The 17,410-nt window shown below is 67.6% G+C and carries 14 protein-coding genes; 10 read left to right on the plus strand and 4 right to left on the minus strand.

The window, feature by feature from the left end; genetic code table 11:
- Positions 1-41 precede the first annotated feature (41 nt).
- Positions 42-716, minus strand: a complete 675-nt coding sequence (locus F0U63_RS36600; RefSeq protein WP_395837417.1) for an SET domain-containing protein — start codon at positions 714-716, stop codon at positions 42-44.
- An 80-nt stretch (positions 717-796) separates the two neighbouring features.
- Here F0U63_RS36600 and F0U63_RS36605 point away from each other — a divergent pair, with 80 nt between their 5' ends.
- The 7 genes from F0U63_RS36605 (at position 797) to F0U63_RS36635 (ending at position 12,117) form a co-directional block, all read left to right on the plus strand.
- Positions 797-1,165 carry a DUF423 domain-containing protein gene (locus tag F0U63_RS36605; RefSeq protein ID WP_395837419.1) on the plus strand — a complete coding sequence of 123 codons (369 nt, stop codon included), beginning with the start codon at positions 797-799 and terminating at the stop codon, positions 1,163-1,165.
- A 144-nt stretch (positions 1,166-1,309) separates the two neighbouring features.
- Positions 1,310-1,774, plus strand: coding sequence for a DUF2267 domain-containing protein (locus F0U63_RS36610; RefSeq protein WP_395837421.1), 465 nt, complete (start codon positions 1,310-1,312; stop codon positions 1,772-1,774).
- 37 nt (positions 1,775-1,811) lie between these two features.
- Positions 1,812-2,243 (plus strand): CBS domain-containing protein, encoded by a 432-nt coding sequence (locus tag F0U63_RS36615; protein ID WP_395837423.1) that lies wholly within the window; start codon positions 1,812-1,814, stop codon positions 2,241-2,243.
- 76 nt (positions 2,244-2,319) lie between these two features.
- Positions 2,320-2,712 carry a helix-turn-helix transcriptional regulator gene (locus F0U63_RS36620; RefSeq protein WP_395837425.1) on the plus strand — a complete coding sequence of 131 codons (393 nt, stop codon included), beginning with the start codon at positions 2,320-2,322 and terminating at the stop codon, positions 2,710-2,712.
- Positions 2,713-2,955: 243 nt separating this feature from the next.
- Positions 2,956-4,695, plus strand: coding sequence for a response regulator (locus F0U63_RS36625; RefSeq protein WP_395837427.1), 1,740 nt, complete (start codon positions 2,956-2,958; stop codon positions 4,693-4,695).
- A gap of 91 nt (positions 4,696-4,786) precedes the next feature.
- Complete coding sequence (locus F0U63_RS36630) at positions 4,787-11,254, plus strand: HAMP domain-containing protein (RefSeq protein WP_395837429.1); 6,468 nt, start codon at positions 4,787-4,789, stop codon at positions 11,252-11,254.
- A 5-nt stretch (positions 11,255-11,259) separates the two neighbouring features.
- Positions 11,260-12,117 (plus strand): CheR family methyltransferase, encoded by an 858-nt coding sequence (locus F0U63_RS36635; protein WP_395837431.1) that lies wholly within the window; start codon positions 11,260-11,262, stop codon positions 12,115-12,117.
- 7 nt (positions 12,118-12,124) lie between these two features.
- Here F0U63_RS36635 and F0U63_RS36640 read toward each other — a convergent pair whose 3' ends face one another.
- Together F0U63_RS36640 and F0U63_RS36645 are read right to left on the minus strand one after the other, a co-directional pair.
- On the minus strand, positions 12,125-12,433 hold the full coding sequence (locus F0U63_RS36640; protein ID WP_395837433.1) for a hypothetical protein: 309 nt from the start codon (positions 12,431-12,433) through the stop codon (positions 12,125-12,127).
- A gap of 50 nt (positions 12,434-12,483) precedes the next feature.
- Positions 12,484-12,921, minus strand: coding sequence for a hypothetical protein (locus tag F0U63_RS36645; protein ID WP_395837435.1), 438 nt, complete (start codon positions 12,919-12,921; stop codon positions 12,484-12,486).
- Positions 12,922-13,145: 224 nt separating this feature from the next.
- On the opposite strand from F0U63_RS36645, the gene F0U63_RS36650 reads away from it, so the two are divergent.
- Genes F0U63_RS36650 through F0U63_RS36660 form a run of 3 tightly spaced genes read left to right on the plus strand, consistent with a single transcriptional unit; the run spans position 13,146 to position 15,943 of the window.
- Positions 13,146-13,595: a MarR family winged helix-turn-helix transcriptional regulator gene (locus tag F0U63_RS36650; RefSeq protein ID WP_395837437.1), complete on the plus strand. Its 450-nt coding sequence runs from the start codon at positions 13,146-13,148 to the stop codon at positions 13,593-13,595.
- Between the two features lie 39 nt (positions 13,596-13,634).
- Positions 13,635-14,945: a homogentisate 1,2-dioxygenase gene (gene hmgA / locus F0U63_RS36655; RefSeq protein ID WP_395837439.1), complete on the plus strand. Its 1,311-nt coding sequence runs from the start codon at positions 13,635-13,637 to the stop codon at positions 14,943-14,945.
- A complete protein-coding gene (locus F0U63_RS36660; protein ID WP_395837441.1) occupies positions 14,942-15,943 on the plus strand; it encodes a fumarylacetoacetate hydrolase family protein in 1,002 nt (333 codons plus the stop codon). Before hmgA ends, F0U63_RS36660 begins: the two co-directional genes overlap by 4 nt.
- 13 nt (positions 15,944-15,956) lie before the next feature.
- On the opposite strand, the gene F0U63_RS36665 is transcribed toward F0U63_RS36660, so the two are convergent.
- Positions 15,957-17,384 (minus strand): alpha/beta fold hydrolase, encoded by a 1,428-nt coding sequence (locus F0U63_RS36665; protein ID WP_395837443.1) that lies wholly within the window; start codon positions 17,382-17,384, stop codon positions 15,957-15,959.
- Positions 17,385-17,410 lie beyond the last annotated feature (26 nt).

The following is a 17,410-nucleotide window of genomic DNA, read 5'->3' on the forward strand; positions in this document are numbered from 1 at the left end:
ACGGTGCCCGGTTCGACTCCCGGTGTCCACCGCTCTCGCGCTCACCCGCGGGCCGCGCGCGTGCGGCCCTTGCCCCCCCGTGCGGACCGGGCCTCGGACGCGCGCTTGCCCCCCGCCTTCGAGGGCGCCTTCTTCGACGACTTCTTCTTCGAGGAAGAAGTCTTCTTCGAGGCTTTCTTCGCGGACTTCTTCGCGGACGCCTTCTTCTTGGGCTCCTCCTTCTTCAGGGGAGCGAGGATGGTGCCCCGACAATTGGGAGCGCCACAGCGGCAGACGTAGAGCGCCTCCTCCTCGGGGCCCATGTCCTCGGTGCGCTCGTAGCCGTAGTCGTAGCTGAGCTCCTCGCCCACGGCGATGTCCCGCAGGGCGTAGATGTAGATGCGCTCGTCCTCCAGGAAGGCCTGGCAGTTGGGCGCGCACGAGTGGTTGATGAACCGGGCGTCGTTGCCCTCACGCGCCGCGTCGATGACCGTGTCGTCGTCCACGCTGAAGAGGAAGGTGTGGTGGCGCGCCATGGCACTGTCGTCGTAGCGCTCGTCCGCCTCGTCCTGGGTGATGCGCTCGCCGAGGTACTCGATGATGCGATCGCCCTTCTTGATGGGGCGCGTGGCGAAGGCGCCCCGGCCCTGGATGGACGAGGGCCGCAGCTCGAAAGGCTGGACCGCGGGAAGAGTGGACTTACGAGAGGAGGGCTTCTTGGAGGAGGGAGCTGGCATCGGGAGAAAGTAGAGACGCGCTGGACTGGGCGCGGTAGGGTGCCTCGGTCGGACTTCTGAGGAAAGAAAGGCGCTCGACGATGCGTCTGTGGCTCATTCTCGGCGCGGCAAGCGCGTTCCTGTCTGTGGCGGCTGGAGCTTTCGGTGCACATGCCCTGCGCACGAGGCTCCCTCCGGACATGCAGACCATCTTCGAAACAGGCGCGCGTTACCACATGTATCACTCGCTGGGGCTCATCGCGGTCGGGCTGCTCGCGCACCTGCGGCCCAGCCCCCTGCTCAACGGCGCGGGATGGGCCCTGGTGGTGGGCATCGTGCTCTTCTCCGGCAGCCTGTACGCCCTGGCGCTCTCCGGCGTCCGAGTCCTGGGCGCCATCACTCCCCTGGGAGGCGTGGGCTTCCTCGTGGGCTGGGTGCTGTTCGCCGTCGCCGCCTGGCGGCAGGGCTGAGTCCGCCCCTCCTCCTATTCCGGGGATCCGCACCGCCCGCCAGCCTGTGCCCCTCGTTCCGCTCCCCTGCCTGCTGTCCAGAGAGGTGCCAGGCAGGTGCATCCGCCCCGGGTGATCACCACCGTACAGCTGGGAGGACGCACCATGGCGGACGAGCCCGAGCGGATGGAGGACGAGCTACGGCTGTTGCGTGAGCGGCGACACCGGGCCCGGTGCACCCGCAGCTACTCGCTCTTCCTGGAGAAGCTCGGCGAGCGGAGCGGTCTGCCCAGGGAGCAGGCCCGGCGGGCACTGGTGTCGGTGTTGTGCGCGCTGGAACGGCCCCTGCGTCACGTCACCGCAGATGATCCACGGGCGTGGCTGCCCCTGAAGCTCCAGGAAGCACTCCAAGGCTGTCCTCTCCAAGGAGACGACGTCCCCGGACCCTCGGGCCTGGAGGCGTTGCTCCAACGCGTGGAAGCGGACATCGGCGCGGACCGGGCCCGGGCGGAGAGTGTGACCCGGGCGGTGCTCGCCACCCTCCGCGCCTGTATCACCGAGGGTGAAGCCCAACAGGTGAGCGACGCACTGCCCGCGGACATGCGGGCACTCTGGGCCCGAGCCTGCTGACCGCCCCCGGACAACCCCTGCGAAGGAGCCGTCGATCATGAAGACCCTCAAGGACGTGATGACGCGCGAAGAAGAAGTGCTCGAGCCCCGCGCCACCCTGCGGCGGGCCGCGGAGATGATGCGCCGGCTCGACGCCGACAGCCTCCCGGTCTGCGAGAACGGCAAGCTGGTGGGGCTGGTGACGAACCGGGATCTCGTGGTGCGCGGCGTCGCCATGGGACACGACGTGGATGTCTCCCGGGTGTCCTCCGTGATGAGCGAGGACGTCGAGGGGCTCGATCCTGACACCTCCGTGGAGGAGGCGATGCGGAGGATGGAAGACTCGTCCCTGGACGGACTGTGGGTCGTGGACGGGGAGCGCCACCTGCTCGGCCGCGTGTCCCGGAGCGTGCTCTTCCCCGACGTGCCCCATGCCCCCTCACCGCGCGAACTGGAGGAGTTCTTCGGCTCCGGGGCCTCGTGGCACTGAGCCCCCGCGATGGGAGCATGAGTCAGGTTTTCTTCCAGTGACTCCTCCCATCAGGTAGGGTCCCGCCACGCACCCCATGGACGAAACGCCACAGCCCGGTCTCGGCACCCGCCTGAGGATGGCCCGGACCCGATTGGATCTCACCCAGGAGCAGGTGGCCCACGCCGTGGGGTTCGTCCCCACTGTCTACGGGCGTATCGAGCGGGGGGACATGCTGCCGAGCGTCCCCAAGCTCCGCGAGTTGTGCGTCGTCCTGGGCGTTTCCGCCGACATGCTCCTCGCCCTTCCTCCTCCGCCCTCCAGCCCGGACGAGCAGGAGAAGGCCGAGGAGGAGCTCGAAACGCAGCCCGCCCTCCGCCGGCTCGCCATGCTCGTGCGCGCCCTTCCCCCACCCCGCTTCCGGCTGTTCCGGGTGGCGCTCCAGACGCTCCTCGAGCCTCCCGAGGAGGAAGAACCCGGCGAGTCCTGAGAGTCCGGTGTATCCGGGACCACGGACCGGCCTTCACCCTCCGTGACGTGGGCGCTCGACTTGCCATCCGGTCAGGCTCGTCTGGACGTCTGGTCGTCATTCAGACGACAGAAAGGAGAACGACTGGCCTGGGTCTGCGTCCCGATAAACGGTAAAAAAGCGCCCGTGTCCGACCTGCCGGTTAGCCCGCCCTCCGTCGCCCCCTCGCCGTCTTCCACGCTCTCCCGAGTCGATGTGCTGGCCGTGGATGACACGCCCGCGAATCTTCGTGCGCTGGAGGTGCTGATGGCTGATCTCGGCGCCAACGTCGTCACCGCCGCGTCGGGCGACGAAGCGCTGCGCCTGCTGCTCGAGCGGGAGTTCGCCCTCATCCTGCTGGACGTGCAGATGCCCGGAATGGACGGGTACGACACCGCGTCACTCATCCGCATGCGCGAGCGGACGCGGCACATCCCCATCATCTACATCACCGCGTTCAACCGCAGTGAGGTGAATGTCTCGCGCGGCTACGAGCTGGGTGCGGTGGACTATCTCTTCAAGCCCATCGTTCCGGAGATCCTCCGCACCAAGGTGGGCGTGTTCCTGGAGCTGCACCGCAAGAAGGAGGAGGTGCGTCGGCAGGAGGCGCTGCTCAGGCAGGCGGAAAGCCGTGCCCATGCCCAGCAGCTCGCCGAGGCGCGGGCCCACTACGAGCGCTCCCTGTTGCAGCAGGAAGTCGAGCGCGAGCGCAAGGTGTCCGAGGCGCGCGAGCAACGCGCCCAGGAGCTCGCGAAGCTGGTGCAGGAGAAGGAACAGGCCCAGGCGGAGCTGTCCGCGGTGGCGCGCGAGCGCGAGCAGCTCATCCTCGCGCTGCGCGAGGCGGACCGCCGCAAGGACGAGTTCCTCGCCATGCTGGCCCACGAGCTGCGCAATCCCCTGGCGCCCGTCCGGCACGCGCTCGAGGTCTTCCAGTTGCGTGCCCCGCAGGATGAGATCCTCCAGCGGGCCTTCGCCAGCGCGGACCGCCAGGTGAGTCACATGACGCGGCTGGTGGATGACCTGCTGGACGTCAGCCGCATCACCCGGGGCAAGGTGGAGATCCGGCCCCGCCTGGTCACCTTCAAGGAGATCGTGGATGGCGCCATCCAGGCGTGCGATCCCTTCATCCAGCAGCGCCACCACTCACTGAGCGTGAGCCTGCCCGAGGAGCCGCTGATCCTGAACGTGGATCCCACCCGGATGACCCAGGTGGTGGCCAACCTGCTGCACAACGCGGCCAAGTACACGCCCTCTGGCGGACGCATCGAGCTGACGGCCCGGCGCGACAACGGAGAGCTCGTCCTCTCCGTGCGTGACAACGGCGTCGGCCTCCGTCCGGAGATGCTCCAGCGCGTCTTCGAGCTCTTCGTGCAGGTGGATCCGGGCAGCGACCGGGCCCAGGGAGGACTGGGACTCGGCCTCACCCTGGTGCGCAGCCTCGTGGAGATGCATGGCGGACGCGTGAGCGCCCACAGCCAGGGCCTCTCCCAGGGCAGCGAGTTCGTCGTGCGCCTGCCGCTGCCCGCCGAGGCCACCGCGCCCCTGGCGATTCCCAACATGTTGAAGTCCGCCGCCTCGCTCGGCCCGTCCCTGAGGCCGCTGAACATCCTCCTCGTGGAGGACAACCCGGACATCCGCGAGACGCTGCGCGATCTGCTCGAGCTGCACGGCCACCACGTGGCGGAGGCCAGCGACGGGCGCGCCGCGGTGGAGCTGGTCCTCTCCCAGCGTCCCCAGGTGGCGCTGGTGGACATCGGCCTCCCCGAGCTGGACGGCTATCAGGTGGCGGAGCTGGTGCGCGCTTCCGCCGGTGGCGCCGACACCCGGCTCGTCGCCCTCACCGGCTACGGCCACCCGGAGGATCGCAAGCGAGCACTCGCCGCCGGCTTCGACGCGCACCTCGTCAAACCCGTGTCCTCCGAGGACCTGTCCCAGGTGTTGAAGCGGCTGTGCAACGCCGCCTGAGCCCACTTCCATGCCTCGCTCCCCCTCCCGCGGCGGTCCCCCTGCCGACCCGCCCGCCCCCCGACCCGCAGCACAGGAGATGTCTCCCACCATGGCCACGTCGTCCGACAAGGCGCAGACCGACACCACGATCGACGCCAAGCTCCTTCTCAAGACGCTCCAGTCCATCCGCAAGGGGGACTTCCAGGCCCGCATGCCCGAGGACCGCACCGGGACCACGGGGAAGATCTACGACACGCTCAACGAGGTCATCAGCCTCAACGAGGCGCTGACGAACGAGGTCGCGCGCATCAGCCAGGTGGTGGGCCGTGAGGGCCGCATCGCCCAGCGCGCCTCGCTCCCCAACGCCGTGGGCGGCTGGCAGTCGTGCCTGGAGGCGATCAACGCCCTCATCACCGACCTGGCCCTGCCCACCACCGAGGTGGCGCGCGTCATCGGCGCCGTGGCCAAGGGCGACCTGACCCAGACCATGGCGCTGGACTTCGAGGATCGTCCCCTCCGCGGCGAGTTCCTGCGCACCGCCCAGGTCATCAACAGCACCGTGACCCAGCTCTCCTCGTTCGCCTCGGAAGTGACGCGCGTGGCGCGCGAGGTGGGCACGGAAGGAAAGCTCGGCGGCCAGGCAGTGCTGCGCGGCGTGTCCGGCACCTGGAAGGAGCTCACCGACAGCGTGAACCTGATGGCGAGCAACCTCACCGCCCAGGTGCGCAACATCGCCGAGGTGACCACCGCCGTCGCCAACGGCAACCTGTCCAAGAAGATCACCGTGGACGTGCGCGGTGAGATGGCCGAGCTCAAGCAGACCATCAACACGATGGTGGACAACCTCAACACCTTCTCGGGCGAGGTGACGCGCGTTGCCCGTGAAGTGGGTACGGAAGGAAAGCTCGGCGGTCAGGCCCAGGTGAAGGGCGTGAGCGGCACCTGGAAGGACCTCACCGACAACGTGAACTCCATGGCCAGCGGCCTCACCGCCCAGGTGCGTGACATCGCCAAGGTGGCCACCGCGGTCGCCAACGGTGACCTCGGCCAGAAGGTCACCGTGGACGTGAAGGGCGAAATCCTTGAGCTCAAGAACACCATCAACAAGATGGTGGACAACCTCAACACCTTCTCCATCGAGGTGACGCGCGTGGCGCGTGAGGTGGGCACCGAGGGCAAGCTCGGTGGCCAGGCCCAGGTGAAGGACGTCGCGGGCACCTGGAAGGATCTCACCGACAACGTGAACCAGATGGCCGGCAACCTCACCGCCCAGGTGCGTGACATCGCGGATGTCACCACGGCGGTGGCCCGGGGCGACCTGAGCAAGAAGGTCACCGTGGACGTGAAGGGCGAGATCCTCGCCCTGAAGAACACCATCAACACGATGGTGGATCAGCTCTCCTCGTTCGCCTCGGAAGTGACCCGCGTCGCCAAGGAAGTGGGCACCGAGGGCAAGCTGGGCGGTCAGGCCCGCGTGGAAGGCGTGGCCGGCACGTGGAAGGACCTCACCGACAACGTGAACTCCATGGCCAGCGGCCTCACCGCCCAGGTGCGTGACATCGCCAAGGTGGCCACCGCGGTGGCCAACGGCGACCTCGGCCAGAAGGTCACCGTGGATGTGCGCGGGGAGATCCTCGAGCTGAAGAACACCATCAACAAGATGGTGGACAACCTCAACACCTTCTCCTTCGAGGTGACGCGCGTCGCCCGCGAGGTGGGCACCGAGGGCAAGCTCGGCGGTCAGGCGCAGGTGAAGGATGTGGCGGGCACCTGGAAGGACCTCACGGACAACGTGAACCAGATGGCCGGCAACCTCACCGCCCAGGTGCGCAACATCGCCGAGGTGACCACGGCGGTGGCTCGCGGTGACCTGTCCAAGAAGATCACCGTGGACGTGAAGGGGGAGATCCTCGCCCTCAAGAACACCATCAACACGATGGTGGACCAGCTCTCCTCGTTCGCTTCCGAAGTGACCCGCGTCGCCAAGGAAGTGGGCACGGAAGGCAAGCTGGGTGGCCAGGCGCAGGTCGAGGGCGTCGCCGGTACGTGGAAGGACCTCACGGACAACGTGAACTCCATGGCCAGCGGCCTCACCGCCCAGGTGCGTGACATCGCCAAGGTCACCACCGCCGTCGCCAACGGCGACATGTCCAAGAAGATCTCCGTGGACGTGAAGGGAGAAATCCTCGAGCTGAAGAACACCATCAACACCATGGTGGACAACCTCAACACCTTCGCCTCGGAAGTGACCCGCGTGGCGCGCGAGGTGGGCACGGAGGGCAAGCTCGGTGGTCAGGCCCAGGTGAAGGGTGTGAGCGGCACGTGGAAGGACCTCACGGACAACGTGAACTCCATGGCCAGCGGCCTCACCGCCCAGGTGCGCAACATCGCCGAGGTGACCACCGCCGTCGCCAATGGTGACCTGAGCAAGAAGATCACCGTGGACGTGCGCGGTGAGATCCTCGAGCTGAAGAACACCATCAACACGATGGTGGACAACCTCAACACCTTCGCCTCGGAAGTGACCCGCGTCGCCAAGGAAGTGGGCACCGAGGGCAAGCTGGGCGGCCAGGCGCAGGTGAAGGGCGTGAGCGGCACCTGGAAGGATCTCACGGACAACGTGAACTCCATGGCCAGCAACCTCACCGCCCAGGTGCGCAACATCGCCGAGGTGACCACCGCCGTCGCCAATGGCGACATGTCCAAGAAGATCACCGTGGACGTGAAGGGCGAGATCCTCGAGCTGAAGAACACCATCAACACCATGGTGGATCAGCTCTCCTCGTTCGCCTCCGAAGTGACGCGCGTCGCCCGCGAAGTGGGTACGGAAGGAAAGCTGGGCGGCCAGGCGCAGGTGAAGGGCGTGAGCGGCACCTGGAAGGATCTCACGGACAACGTGAACTCCATGGCCAGCAACCTCACCGCCCAGGTGCGTGACATCGCCAAGGTCACCACCGCGGTCGCCATGGGTGATCTGAGCAAGAAGATCACCGTGGACGTGCAGGGTGAAATCCTCGAGCTGAAGAACACCATCAACACGATGGTGGATCAGCTCTCCTCGTTCGCCTCCGAAGTGACCCGCGTGGCGCGCGAGGTGGGTACGGAAGGAAAGCTCGGTGGCCAGGCGCAGGTGCAGGGCGTCGCCGGCATCTGGAAGGACCTCACCGACAACGTGAACTCCATGGCGAGCAACCTCACCGCCCAGGTGCGAGGTATCGCCACGGTGGTGACGGCGGTCGCCGCGGGTGACCTGAAGCGCAAGCTGGCCCTCGCCGCCAAGGGTGAAATCGCCGCCCTGGCCGACACCATCAACGGGATGATCGACACGCTGGCCACGTTCGCCGACCAGGTGACCACGGTGGCCCGCGAGGTGGGTATCGAAGGAAAGCTGGGTGGTCAGGCCAAGGTGCCCGGCGCGGCCGGCACGTGGCGCGACCTCACGGACAACGTGAACTCCATGGCCGGCTCGCTCACCACCCAGGTGCGCTCGCTCGCCGAGGTGGCCACCGCGGTGGCCAAGGGCGACCTGACCCGCAGCATCTCGGTCGAGGCCCAGGGCGAGATGGCCGCCCTCAAGGACAACATCAACCAGATGATCGCCAATCTGCGTGACACCACGCAGAAGAACACCGAGCAGGACTGGCTCAAGACGAACCTCGCGCGCTTCACCCGCATCCTCCAGGGTCAGCGCGAGCTGGAGACCGTCTCCAAGCTCATCCTCAAGGAGCTGGCGCCCCTGGTGCAGGCCCAGCACGGCGTCTTCTTCCTCATGGACGGCTCGGACAAGAGCCAGACGCTCCGGCTGCTGTCCACCTACGCCTACCGGGAGCGCAAGAACCTCGCCAACAACTTCCGCCTGGGCGAGGGCCTCGTCGGCCAGTGCGCCGTGGAGAAGGAGCGCATCCTCCTCACGGACGTGCCGGACGACTACATCCGCATCAACAGCGGGCTGGGCGAGTCCAAGCCGCTCAACATCGTGGTGCTGCCGGTCATCTTCGAGGGCCAGGTGAAGGCGGTCATCGAGCTGGCCTCCTTCTACCGCTTCAGCGAAACGCACCTGTCCTTCCTGGACCAGCTCACCGAGTCCATCGGCATCGTGATCAACACCATCGCCGCGGGCATGCGCACCGAGGAGCTGCTCAAGCAGTCGCAGAGCCTCGCTGACGAGCTGCGCAGCGGTCAGCAGGAGCTCACCGAAACCAACCGCCGCCTGGAGCAGCAGGCCAAGAGCCTCCAGGCCTCCGAGGAGCGCCTCAAGCAGCAGCAGGAAGAGCTGCAGCAGACCAACGAGGAGCTCGAGGAGCGCAGCCGCCTCCTCCAGGTGCAGAACATGGAGGTCGAGCGCAAGAACCGCGAGATCGAACAGGCGAAGATGTCCCTGGAGGATCGCGCCCAGCAGCTCGCCCTGTCCTCCAAGTACAAGAACGAGTTCCTGGCCAACATGAGCCACGAGCTGCGCACGCCGCTCAACAGCCTGCTCATCCTCTCCAAGCTCCTGTCGGAGAACGCCGAGGGCAACCTCTCGGGCCGCCAGGTGGAGTTCGCCCAGACGATCCACGGCGCGGGCAGCGACCTGCTCTCGCTCATCAACGACATCCTGGACCTGTCGAAGATCGAGTCCGGGACGATGAGCGTGGACGTGGACGAGGTGTCGCTCTCCAGCCTGAAGGACTTCGTGGAGCGCACCTTCCGGCAGATGGCCGTGGACAAGAAGCTGGGCTTCAAGCTGGAGTTCGCCCAGGCCCTGCCCGCCAACCTCTACACCGACGGGCGCCGGCTGCAGCAGGTCATCAAGAACCTGCTGGCCAACGCCTTCAAGTTCACCGAGGAGGGCCAGGTCATCCTCGACGTGCGTCCGGCCCGCGGGGGCTGGAGCCTGGAGCACCCCATCCTCAACCAGGGTGGCGCGGTGATCGCCTTCTCCGTCATCGACACCGGCATCGGCATCGCGGAGAACAAGCAGAAAATCATCTTCGAGGCCTTCCAGCAGGCCGATGGCACCACCAGCCGCAAGTACGGCGGCACCGGCCTGGGTCTGTCCATCAGCCGGGAGATCGCCAAGCTGCTGGGCGGTGAAATCAAGGTGGTCAGCTCCCCGGGCAAGGGCAGCACCTTCACGCTCTACATCCCCCAGACCTACGTCGCCCCCTCGCTCAGCTCGACACGCCCCGTGCAGCCGAACGGCAACGGCAACGGAAATGGCAATGGCAACGGCCATGGCGGCGGCACCACCCCGAGCCACGGAAGCGGGAGCATCAGCGCCCGGATGAGCCCGGAGGCGCGCATGCACGCGCTGCGCGCGGAGGTGGAGAACGCGGTCCAGGAGGAAGAGCTGTCACGCGAGGAGGAGGTGGAGGACGACCGGCGCAACATCCAGCCGGGAGACCGCACGCTGCTCATCGTCGAGGATGACATCGTCTTCGCCCGCATCCTGCTCGGCCTGGTGCGCGAGAAGGGCTTCAAGGGCCTGGTGGCGCTGCGCGGTGACACGGGTCTCGCCATGGCACGGCAGTACAAGCCGGACGCCATCACCCTGGACATCGGGCTGCCGGTCATCGACGGGTGGAACCTGCTCGACCGGCTCAAGCACGACAGCCGCACCCGCCACATCCCCGTGCACATCATCTCCGCGAGCGAGGAGGAGCGCAGCCGCGGCCTGAAGCTGGGCGCGCTGGCAGTGCTCCAGAAGCCCGTCACCCGCGAGGCCCTGGGCGAGGCCATGGGCCGGGTGAAGGGCTTCATCGAGCGGCCGGTGAAGAACCTGCTGGTGGTGGAGGACGACCTGCGCCAGCGCGAGAGCATCGTCACCCTCATCGGCAACGGGGACGTGAAGACGACCGCCGTGGGCAGCGGCCACGAGGCCCTCCAGTGCATGCAGGAGAAGTACTTCGACTGCGTGGTGCTGGACCTGGGTCTGCCGGACATGACGGGCCTGCAGCTCATCGACGCCATGAAGAGCCAGGGTCACACCCCGCCCATCATCGTCTACACGGGCAAGGAGCTCACCGAGGACGAGGAGACGGTCCTCAAGCGCGTCACCGACGCCATCATCATCAAGAGCGTCAAGTCGCCCGAGCAGCTCCTGGACGAGACGGCGCTCTTCCTGCACCGCGTGGAGGCCAACCTCCCCGAGAGCAAGCGGGCGATGATCAAGCAGCTGCACCAGAGCGATCCGGTGCTCGCGGGCAAGAAGGTGCTCGTGGTGGATGACGACGTGCGCAACATCTTCGCCCTCACCAGCGTGCTGGAACGGCACAAGATGCAGGTGCTCTACGCGGAGAACGGCCGCAAGGGCATCGAGATCATCCGCAACACGCCGGACCTGCACGTGGTGCTCATGGACGTGATGATGCCGGAGATGGACGGCTACGAGACCATGCGCGCCATCCGCCAGGTCAACACCCTGAAGAACCTGCCCATCATCGCGCTCACGGCCAAGGCCATGAAGGGAGACCGGGAGAAGTGCATCGACGCCGGCGCCAGTGACTACATCACCAAGCCGGTGGAGACCGACCAGCTCATCAGCCTGCTGCGCGTGTGGCTGTTCCGCACCGCCGAGCGCGCCCAGAAGGGGTAGTCGGCATGACGGAAGCCAGGCCACGCGCGGAAGGACAACAGGCCGAGGAAGCTCTCGAGGACATCGAGCTGGATCTCCTCCTCGAGGGCATCCTGCGGCGCTATGGCCTGGACTTCCGGGGCTATGCCCGCATGTCCTTGCGGCGGCGGGTGTGGAACATGGTGCATGCCCTGAAGCTGGAGACCCTCTCCGCGCTTCAGGCCAAGGTGCTGCACGACTCGGCGGCGATGGACATGCTGCTACAGCACCTGTCGGTGAACACCACCACCATGTTCCGCGACCCCACCTTCTTCCGGGCATTCCGCGAGCAGGTGGTGCCCCACCTCTTCTCCGCCCCCTTCGTGCGCATCTGGCACGCGGGGTGTTCCACGGGAGAAGAGGTGTACTCGCTCGCCATCCTGCTGCAGGAGGTGGGGCTGTATGAGCGCAGCCGCATCTACGCCACGGACATGAACGTGGCCGTGGTGGAGCGGGCCAAGTCGGGCATCTTCCCGCTGGAGCACATGCGCGAGTACACGTCCAACTACATGCGCGCCGGCGGCACCGCCGCCTTCAGCGACTACTACACGGCCAACTACGATCACGCGATCTTCAAGGCCTCGCTGCGCAAGAACGTCGTCTTCGCACAGCACAACCTGGTGAGCGACGGCACGTTCAACGAGTTCAACGTGGTGCTCTGCCGCAACGTGCTCATCTACTTCGGCGCGCCCCTGCAGGCACGCGTCCACCGGCTGCTGCACCAGTCCTTGCGCCGCTTCGGGGTGCTGGTGCTGGGGCGCGGCGAGACGCTGCGTCACACGGTGCTGGAGAACGACTACGACGAGGTGGATGCCGAGGAGCGCATCTACCGGCGCCGGGCGTGAGGCCGCCCTACTCCACCGGCGCGGGCAGGCGGTACATCTCGTAGACGTCGTCGTGGTGGAACAGGCCCATGGCCTCGCGCTGCACGATGAGGTACCAGCGCTGCTTGTCCGCCTCGGCCCGCAGCTCCTTGTGCCGCGCCACCCAGCGCGCCCGCTCGGAGCCTCGCGTGCCGGCCAGGGACTGCTCCACCTGCTTCAACTCCTCCAACAACGACTCCACCCGCGTGGCCACCCGCCGGAGCGCGGACGTCTTCTCCTTGCGGATCTCCACCTCGATAGCGAGCGTGCCACCCAGAAAATTGGCGTTCGAGGACATGCGGGCCAATTAACGCCCTCCCCTGCCCTCTCGCAACCGTCAGACACCCGTCAGTGGGGCCCGTCCGCGCGCGGCTCGTCGGGCAGTTGCCGCTCGGCCTGCTCACGGATGACACGCCGGGTCGCCACCTCTTCCTCCTCCGTCCGCTGACGCCGGCGCACCAGGCCCTGGGACTCGTCCACGAACCAGAAGAGCACCCGGAAGAACGCGGCGATGACGGTGATCAGGATGGACGAGAGGAACCAGCGCAACACCGCTCCCACCCAGCCGCCCACCACCACCCGGATGGGATAGGTGCCCGTGAGCGGGACCAGCACGAAGGCCACGTAGTGCGAGGTGCAGTAGGGGCAGGAAACCAGGTAGCCGCAGAACCTCTCCTTGCCCCCCAGCCGCTCACGCAGGGGCGCGAAGATGCGCTCCCGGGTAATGGTCTGGGAGATGCCCATGACCACGGCCGCTACCGCGAAGAGCTGGAAGAGGTCCGTCATGCCCCCAAGGTGGAGATACCCTCGCCGCGGCGCGTCGGACCCCGGATCAACGGGACGCACACCGGGCGGCCGGGGAAGCCCTCCCCTGATCCTCGTGCTCGCACCTGTTCGCCGTGGGACGGACCCGGGCCCGGGGTGCGAGGCCGATGCGCCCGGGTGAGCACTCGCGGGTTGTTCCGGGTGAGCGCCCACTATAACTCGGCACGATGAGCCGAAAGCGCCCCGTGAGCCTGACCCTCGACGAGTTCCTCCCGTACCGCCTCTCGGTCGCCGCGAACGTCGTCAGCCAACGGATCGCACGCGTGTACGCGGAGCAGTACGGCCTGAGCACGCAGGAATGGCGGCTCATCGCGGTGCTCGGGGAGGAGGGCGATCGCACGCAGCTCGAGCTCGTCAAGCGCACGCGGATGGAGAAGGTCCCCGTGAGCCGCGCCGCGCGCACCCTCGAGGAGCGAGGCCTGGTGCGGCGCACCACGAGCGAGAGCGACGCACGCTCGCGCCGCTTGTCGCTGACCGCCGCGGGCCGCCGCATCTACGAGCGCGTGGCCCCCGCGGCGCTCGAGGCCGAGGCCGAGGTGCTCGCCGACCTCGCGCCCGGCGAACGGGCCGTGCTGCGCTCACTGCTCGAGCGTGTCGAGCGCACCGCGAACCGCGCCCTGAAGCGGGACCCGTGACCTTGTCAAACTGGTTTCATCCGTTACTATCTGGGCGCCATGGACACCATCCACTACCTCGCGGGCTTTGGTAACGAGCATGCATCGGAGGCCATCCCCGGTGCGCTTCCTGTCGGCCAGAACACGCCGCAGCGCGTCGCGTTCGGCCTCTACGCCGAGCAGATTTCGGGCACGGCCTTCACCGCTCCGCGAGGTGTGAACCGGCGGACGTGGTTCTACCGGCTGAGGCCGAGCGCGACCCACCCGCCGTACCGCCGGACGGAAGCACGCCACCTGCGCAGCGGGCCGTTCGACGAGGTTCCGCCGACGCCCAACCGGCTGCGCTGGAATCCACTGCCGCTGCCGACGGAGCCGACGACGTTCCTCGAGGGGCTGTTCACGATGGGCGGCAATGGCTCGCCCGCCCTCGGCGCGGGCGCGGCGATGCACGTCTACGCCGCGAACACGTCGATGGTCGACACCGCGTTCTTCAATGCCGACGGGGAGCTGCTCATCGTGCCGCAGTCCGGGGTGCTCCAGCTCGTGACCGAGATGGGTGTGCTGCGGGTTGCGCCCGGGCACATGGCGCTCATCCCGCGCGGGGTGCGCATGCGCGTGGAGCTGCCGGAAGGGCCGGTGCGCGGCTACATCTGCGAGAACTACGGCGCGCCGTTCCGGCTCCCCGAGCTGGGCCCCATCGGCTCCAATGGCCTCGCCAACGCGCGGGACTTCCTGGCGCCCACGGCGAGCTACGAGGACATCGAGCGGCCGACGCGCGTCGTGCAGAAGTTCCAGGGCCACCTCTGGGAGACGACGCTCGCCCACTCGCCGTTCGACGTCGTCGCGTGGCATGGCACGCACGTGCCGTACACGTATGACCTCGCGCGGTTCAACACCATCAACACGGTGAGCTTCGATCACCCGGATCCGTCGATCTTCACGGTGCTCACGTCGCCGAGTGAGACGCCAGGGACCGCCAACTGCGACTTCGTGATCTTCCCGCCCCGGTGGATGGTCGCCGAGCACACGTTCCGGCCGCCGTGGTTCCATCGCAACGTGATGAGCGAGATGATGGGACTGGTCCACGGTGTCTACGATGCCAAGGCGGACCAGTTCATGCCGGGTGGGGTGTCGCTCCACAACTGCATGAGCGCCCACGGCCCCGACCGGAAGACCTACGATGCGGCGGTGACCGCGGACCTCGCGCCGCGGAAGATCGACAACACGCTCGCCTTCATGTTCGAGACGCGCTGGGTCATCGCCCCGACGAGCACGGCGATGGAGAGCCCGACGCTGCAATCGGATTACGACGCCTGCTGGGGTGAACTCCGCAAGGCCCAGGTGCCCGCGAAGGGAGGCGCCACGCCATGAAGCTCGCCTCCCTGAACGAAGGGCGGGATGGCCGCCTCGTCGTCGTGTCGAGGGATCTCTCGCGGCAGGCGGACGCGTCGTCCGCCGCCCCGACCCTGCAGGCCGCGCTCGATGAGTGGGAGCGCCGTGCGCCGCTGTTGCGCTCGCTCTCGGAGCGCCTGGAGAGCGGTGCGCTCACGGGCGAGCCCTTCGACCCCGAGCGATGCGCGGCCCCCCTGCCCCGCGCCTACCAGTGGGCGGACGGCTCGGCATACGTGAATCACGTCGAGCTGGTGCGCAAGGCGCGCAAGGCGGAGATGCCGGAGACGTTCTGGACCGACCCGTTGATGTACCAGGGCGGCTCCGATGGCTTCCTCGGGCCGCGCCAGCCCATTCCGCTCGCGGACGAGGCATGGGGTTGCGACATGGAGGGCGAGGTCGTGGTGGTGACACGCGACGTGCCCCTCGGTGCCACGCGCGAGCAGGCACTCGGAGCGATCGTGCTGGTCGGGCTCGTCAACGACGTGTCGCTGCGCAACCTGATTCCGGGGGAGCTGGCCAAGGGCTTCGGGTTCTTCCAGTCCAAGCCCGCGTCGGCGTTCTCGCCGGTGTTCGTCACGCCCGACGAGCTGGGCGGCGCGTGGCGTGACGGCAAGCTGCACCGCCGCCTCGAGGTCTTCCTCGATGGCCAGCCCTTCGGGCGCGCGGACGCCGGTGTCGACATGACGTTCGACTTCGGCACGTTGATCGCCCACGCGGCCAGGACGCGCTCGCTGTGCGCGGGGACGATCATCGGCTCGGGCACGGTGTCCAACCGTGGGCCCGACGGCGGGCCTGGGACGACCGTGGCGGAAGGCGGCGCGGGCTACTCGTGCATCGCGGAGCTGCGCACGGTCGAGACGCTCCGGGACGGCGCTCCCAAGACGCCATTCCTGAAGCGGGGCAACCGGGTGCGTATCGAGATGCGGGATGAGGCCGGCACGATCTTCGGGGCCATCGACCAGGTGGTTGGAGACTGAAGCTCCCGGGGGATCAAATCGAACAGGCCGAACGCGGCGCTCGCCGCTTCTGGACGAAGGCGCCCACCGCGGCCGTGAAGCAATCAGGCGCCGTGAAGAGCAGGAAGTGAGGCCCGCCCTTCACGGTGAACAGGCTGACGCCAGCGGCTTTGGGCAGGAGGCGGATATGGGCCTGGGCGCCAGCATGAGGCGTCTTGGGGTCCATGTCTCCCTGAAGAACCAGAACCGGCGGAAGAGCGGCGGGAGACCGGCCAAACCACTCGTCGCGCGGATAGGCCAGTGACGTTCGACCGACGAGCAGGCCCGGCAGGCTGCTGACGAACAGGTACTGGGCCGCTTCCGCTTCCACCTGGGCCTCGGTGAGGTCTGGCCGGGCGTTGTTCTCGGATGCGCTGATCACGCTGACGAGCGGGATGGAAACCGACGACTGAGGGAAGCGGTCGAACTGGGCGCTCAGTGCCTCCAGGTCATGTTGAACCTGCCGCAACGGCCCGAGATCACCGCCCCGGAGGCCCGCGAGGACGAGGGGAATCCGTGCCCGCAGCTCCGGGCTATCCAGCAGAGAGCCGAAGAAGCGTTTCGGCCGTCCCCCGGGGACGGAAGCAGACAACTTGGGATCGTCGACGAGCCCCTGCATGGCGGCGACCGCCGAGCCCCCGAGACGGGCACGGCAGCTCGGGTCCGCGTCGCAATGCGCGAGAACCGCGCGGCCGATCTCGTCGACCACGGCCGACCGGTGACTGAGGTCCCATTGCCCGGTCGTTTCCGGAGGAACGAGGGAATCGAGCACGATCCCATCGAGGCGACGGGGCGGAGCGACCGTCATCGTGCGCAAGACCAGCTGCGTGCCGTAGGAGACCCCATAGAGCCAGGTCGGCCGACTGGCCGAGTAGCGATTCATCAGCGCGCGCAGGTCGTGGGCGGCGTGGGTGATGGTGAAGGCGCGGGTGCGCTTGGAATCGGACTCCAGCGCCTCGAAGCATGTCGCCCACTCGGCGCCTTGGAGAGCGGCGCCACCAACGCTGTCGGCGGCCTCTTCCTTCTGACAGAGGCGGCCCGAGAAACCGGTCCCGCGATGATCGGGGATCAACAAGTCATATCCCGGGAAGGCGGCCCGCAGGGTCTTCAACAGAGGGTAGAACGAGGCGCCTGACTCGCCGGGTCCACCCGCCACGAGCCAGACCTGCCCGGCTGCTCTCCCTGGCGCTGGAAACTTGCGGACGAAAAGCTCGATCCGCTCACGGCTCGGCTCCGCGTAATCCAACGGCGCGCTGAAGCGAGCACAGAGGGAGCCCGCGAGGGCGGAATCCTCCGTCGCGTCCGGGCAACCGACGAACTCATCGGCACGAGCCGCCGTGCCCTGCTCGGACGCGTGCGAAGGACGGCCCAGGACAAGTGCGCTCCAGAGGGCGACCACGGCTGCGAAAGGGGGATGTTTCATGTTCACGCTCCGAGCGAGCCCGGGAA

This window comes from Cystobacter fuscus (assembly GCF_044360685.1).
In the GTDB taxonomy this organism is placed as follows: Bacteria; Myxococcota; Myxococcia; order Myxococcales; family Myxococcaceae; genus Cystobacter; species Cystobacter fuscus_C.

What these genes read in the sequence shown, in the direction of transcription:
- F0U63_RS36600 (WP_395837417.1), bottom strand. Translation starts at nt 716, where the DNA reads ATGCCAGCTCCCTCCTCCAAGAAGCCCTCCTCTCGTAAGTCCACTCTT.
- F0U63_RS36605 (WP_395837419.1), top strand. Translation starts at nt 797, where the DNA reads ATGCGTCTGTGGCTCATTCTCGGCGCGGCAAGCGCGTTCCTGTCTGTG.
- F0U63_RS36610 (WP_395837421.1), top strand. Translation starts at nt 1,310, where the DNA reads ATGGCGGACGAGCCCGAGCGGATGGAGGACGAGCTACGGCTGTTGCGT.
- F0U63_RS36615 (WP_395837423.1), top strand. Translation starts at nt 1,812, where the DNA reads ATGAAGACCCTCAAGGACGTGATGACGCGCGAAGAAGAAGTGCTCGAG.
- F0U63_RS36620 (WP_395837425.1), top strand. Translation starts at nt 2,320, where the DNA reads ATGGACGAAACGCCACAGCCCGGTCTCGGCACCCGCCTGAGGATGGCC.
- F0U63_RS36630 (WP_395837429.1), top strand. Translation starts at nt 4,787, where the DNA reads ATGGCCACGTCGTCCGACAAGGCGCAGACCGACACCACGATCGACGCC.
- F0U63_RS36635 (WP_395837431.1), top strand. Translation starts at nt 11,260, where the DNA reads ATGACGGAAGCCAGGCCACGCGCGGAAGGACAACAGGCCGAGGAAGCT.
- F0U63_RS36640 (WP_395837433.1), bottom strand. Translation starts at nt 12,433, where the DNA reads ATGTCCTCGAACGCCAATTTTCTGGGTGGCACGCTCGCTATCGAGGTG.
- F0U63_RS36645 (WP_395837435.1), bottom strand. Translation starts at nt 12,921, where the DNA reads ATGACGGACCTCTTCCAGCTCTTCGCGGTAGCGGCCGTGGTCATGGGC.
- hmgA (WP_395837439.1), top strand. Translation starts at nt 13,635, where the DNA reads ATGGACACCATCCACTACCTCGCGGGCTTTGGTAACGAGCATGCATCG.
- F0U63_RS36660 (WP_395837441.1), top strand. Translation starts at nt 14,942, where the DNA reads ATGAAGCTCGCCTCCCTGAACGAAGGGCGGGATGGCCGCCTCGTCGTC.
- F0U63_RS36665 (WP_395837443.1), bottom strand. Translation starts at nt 17,384, where the DNA reads ATGAAACATCCCCCTTTCGCAGCCGTGGTCGCCCTCTGGAGCGCACTT.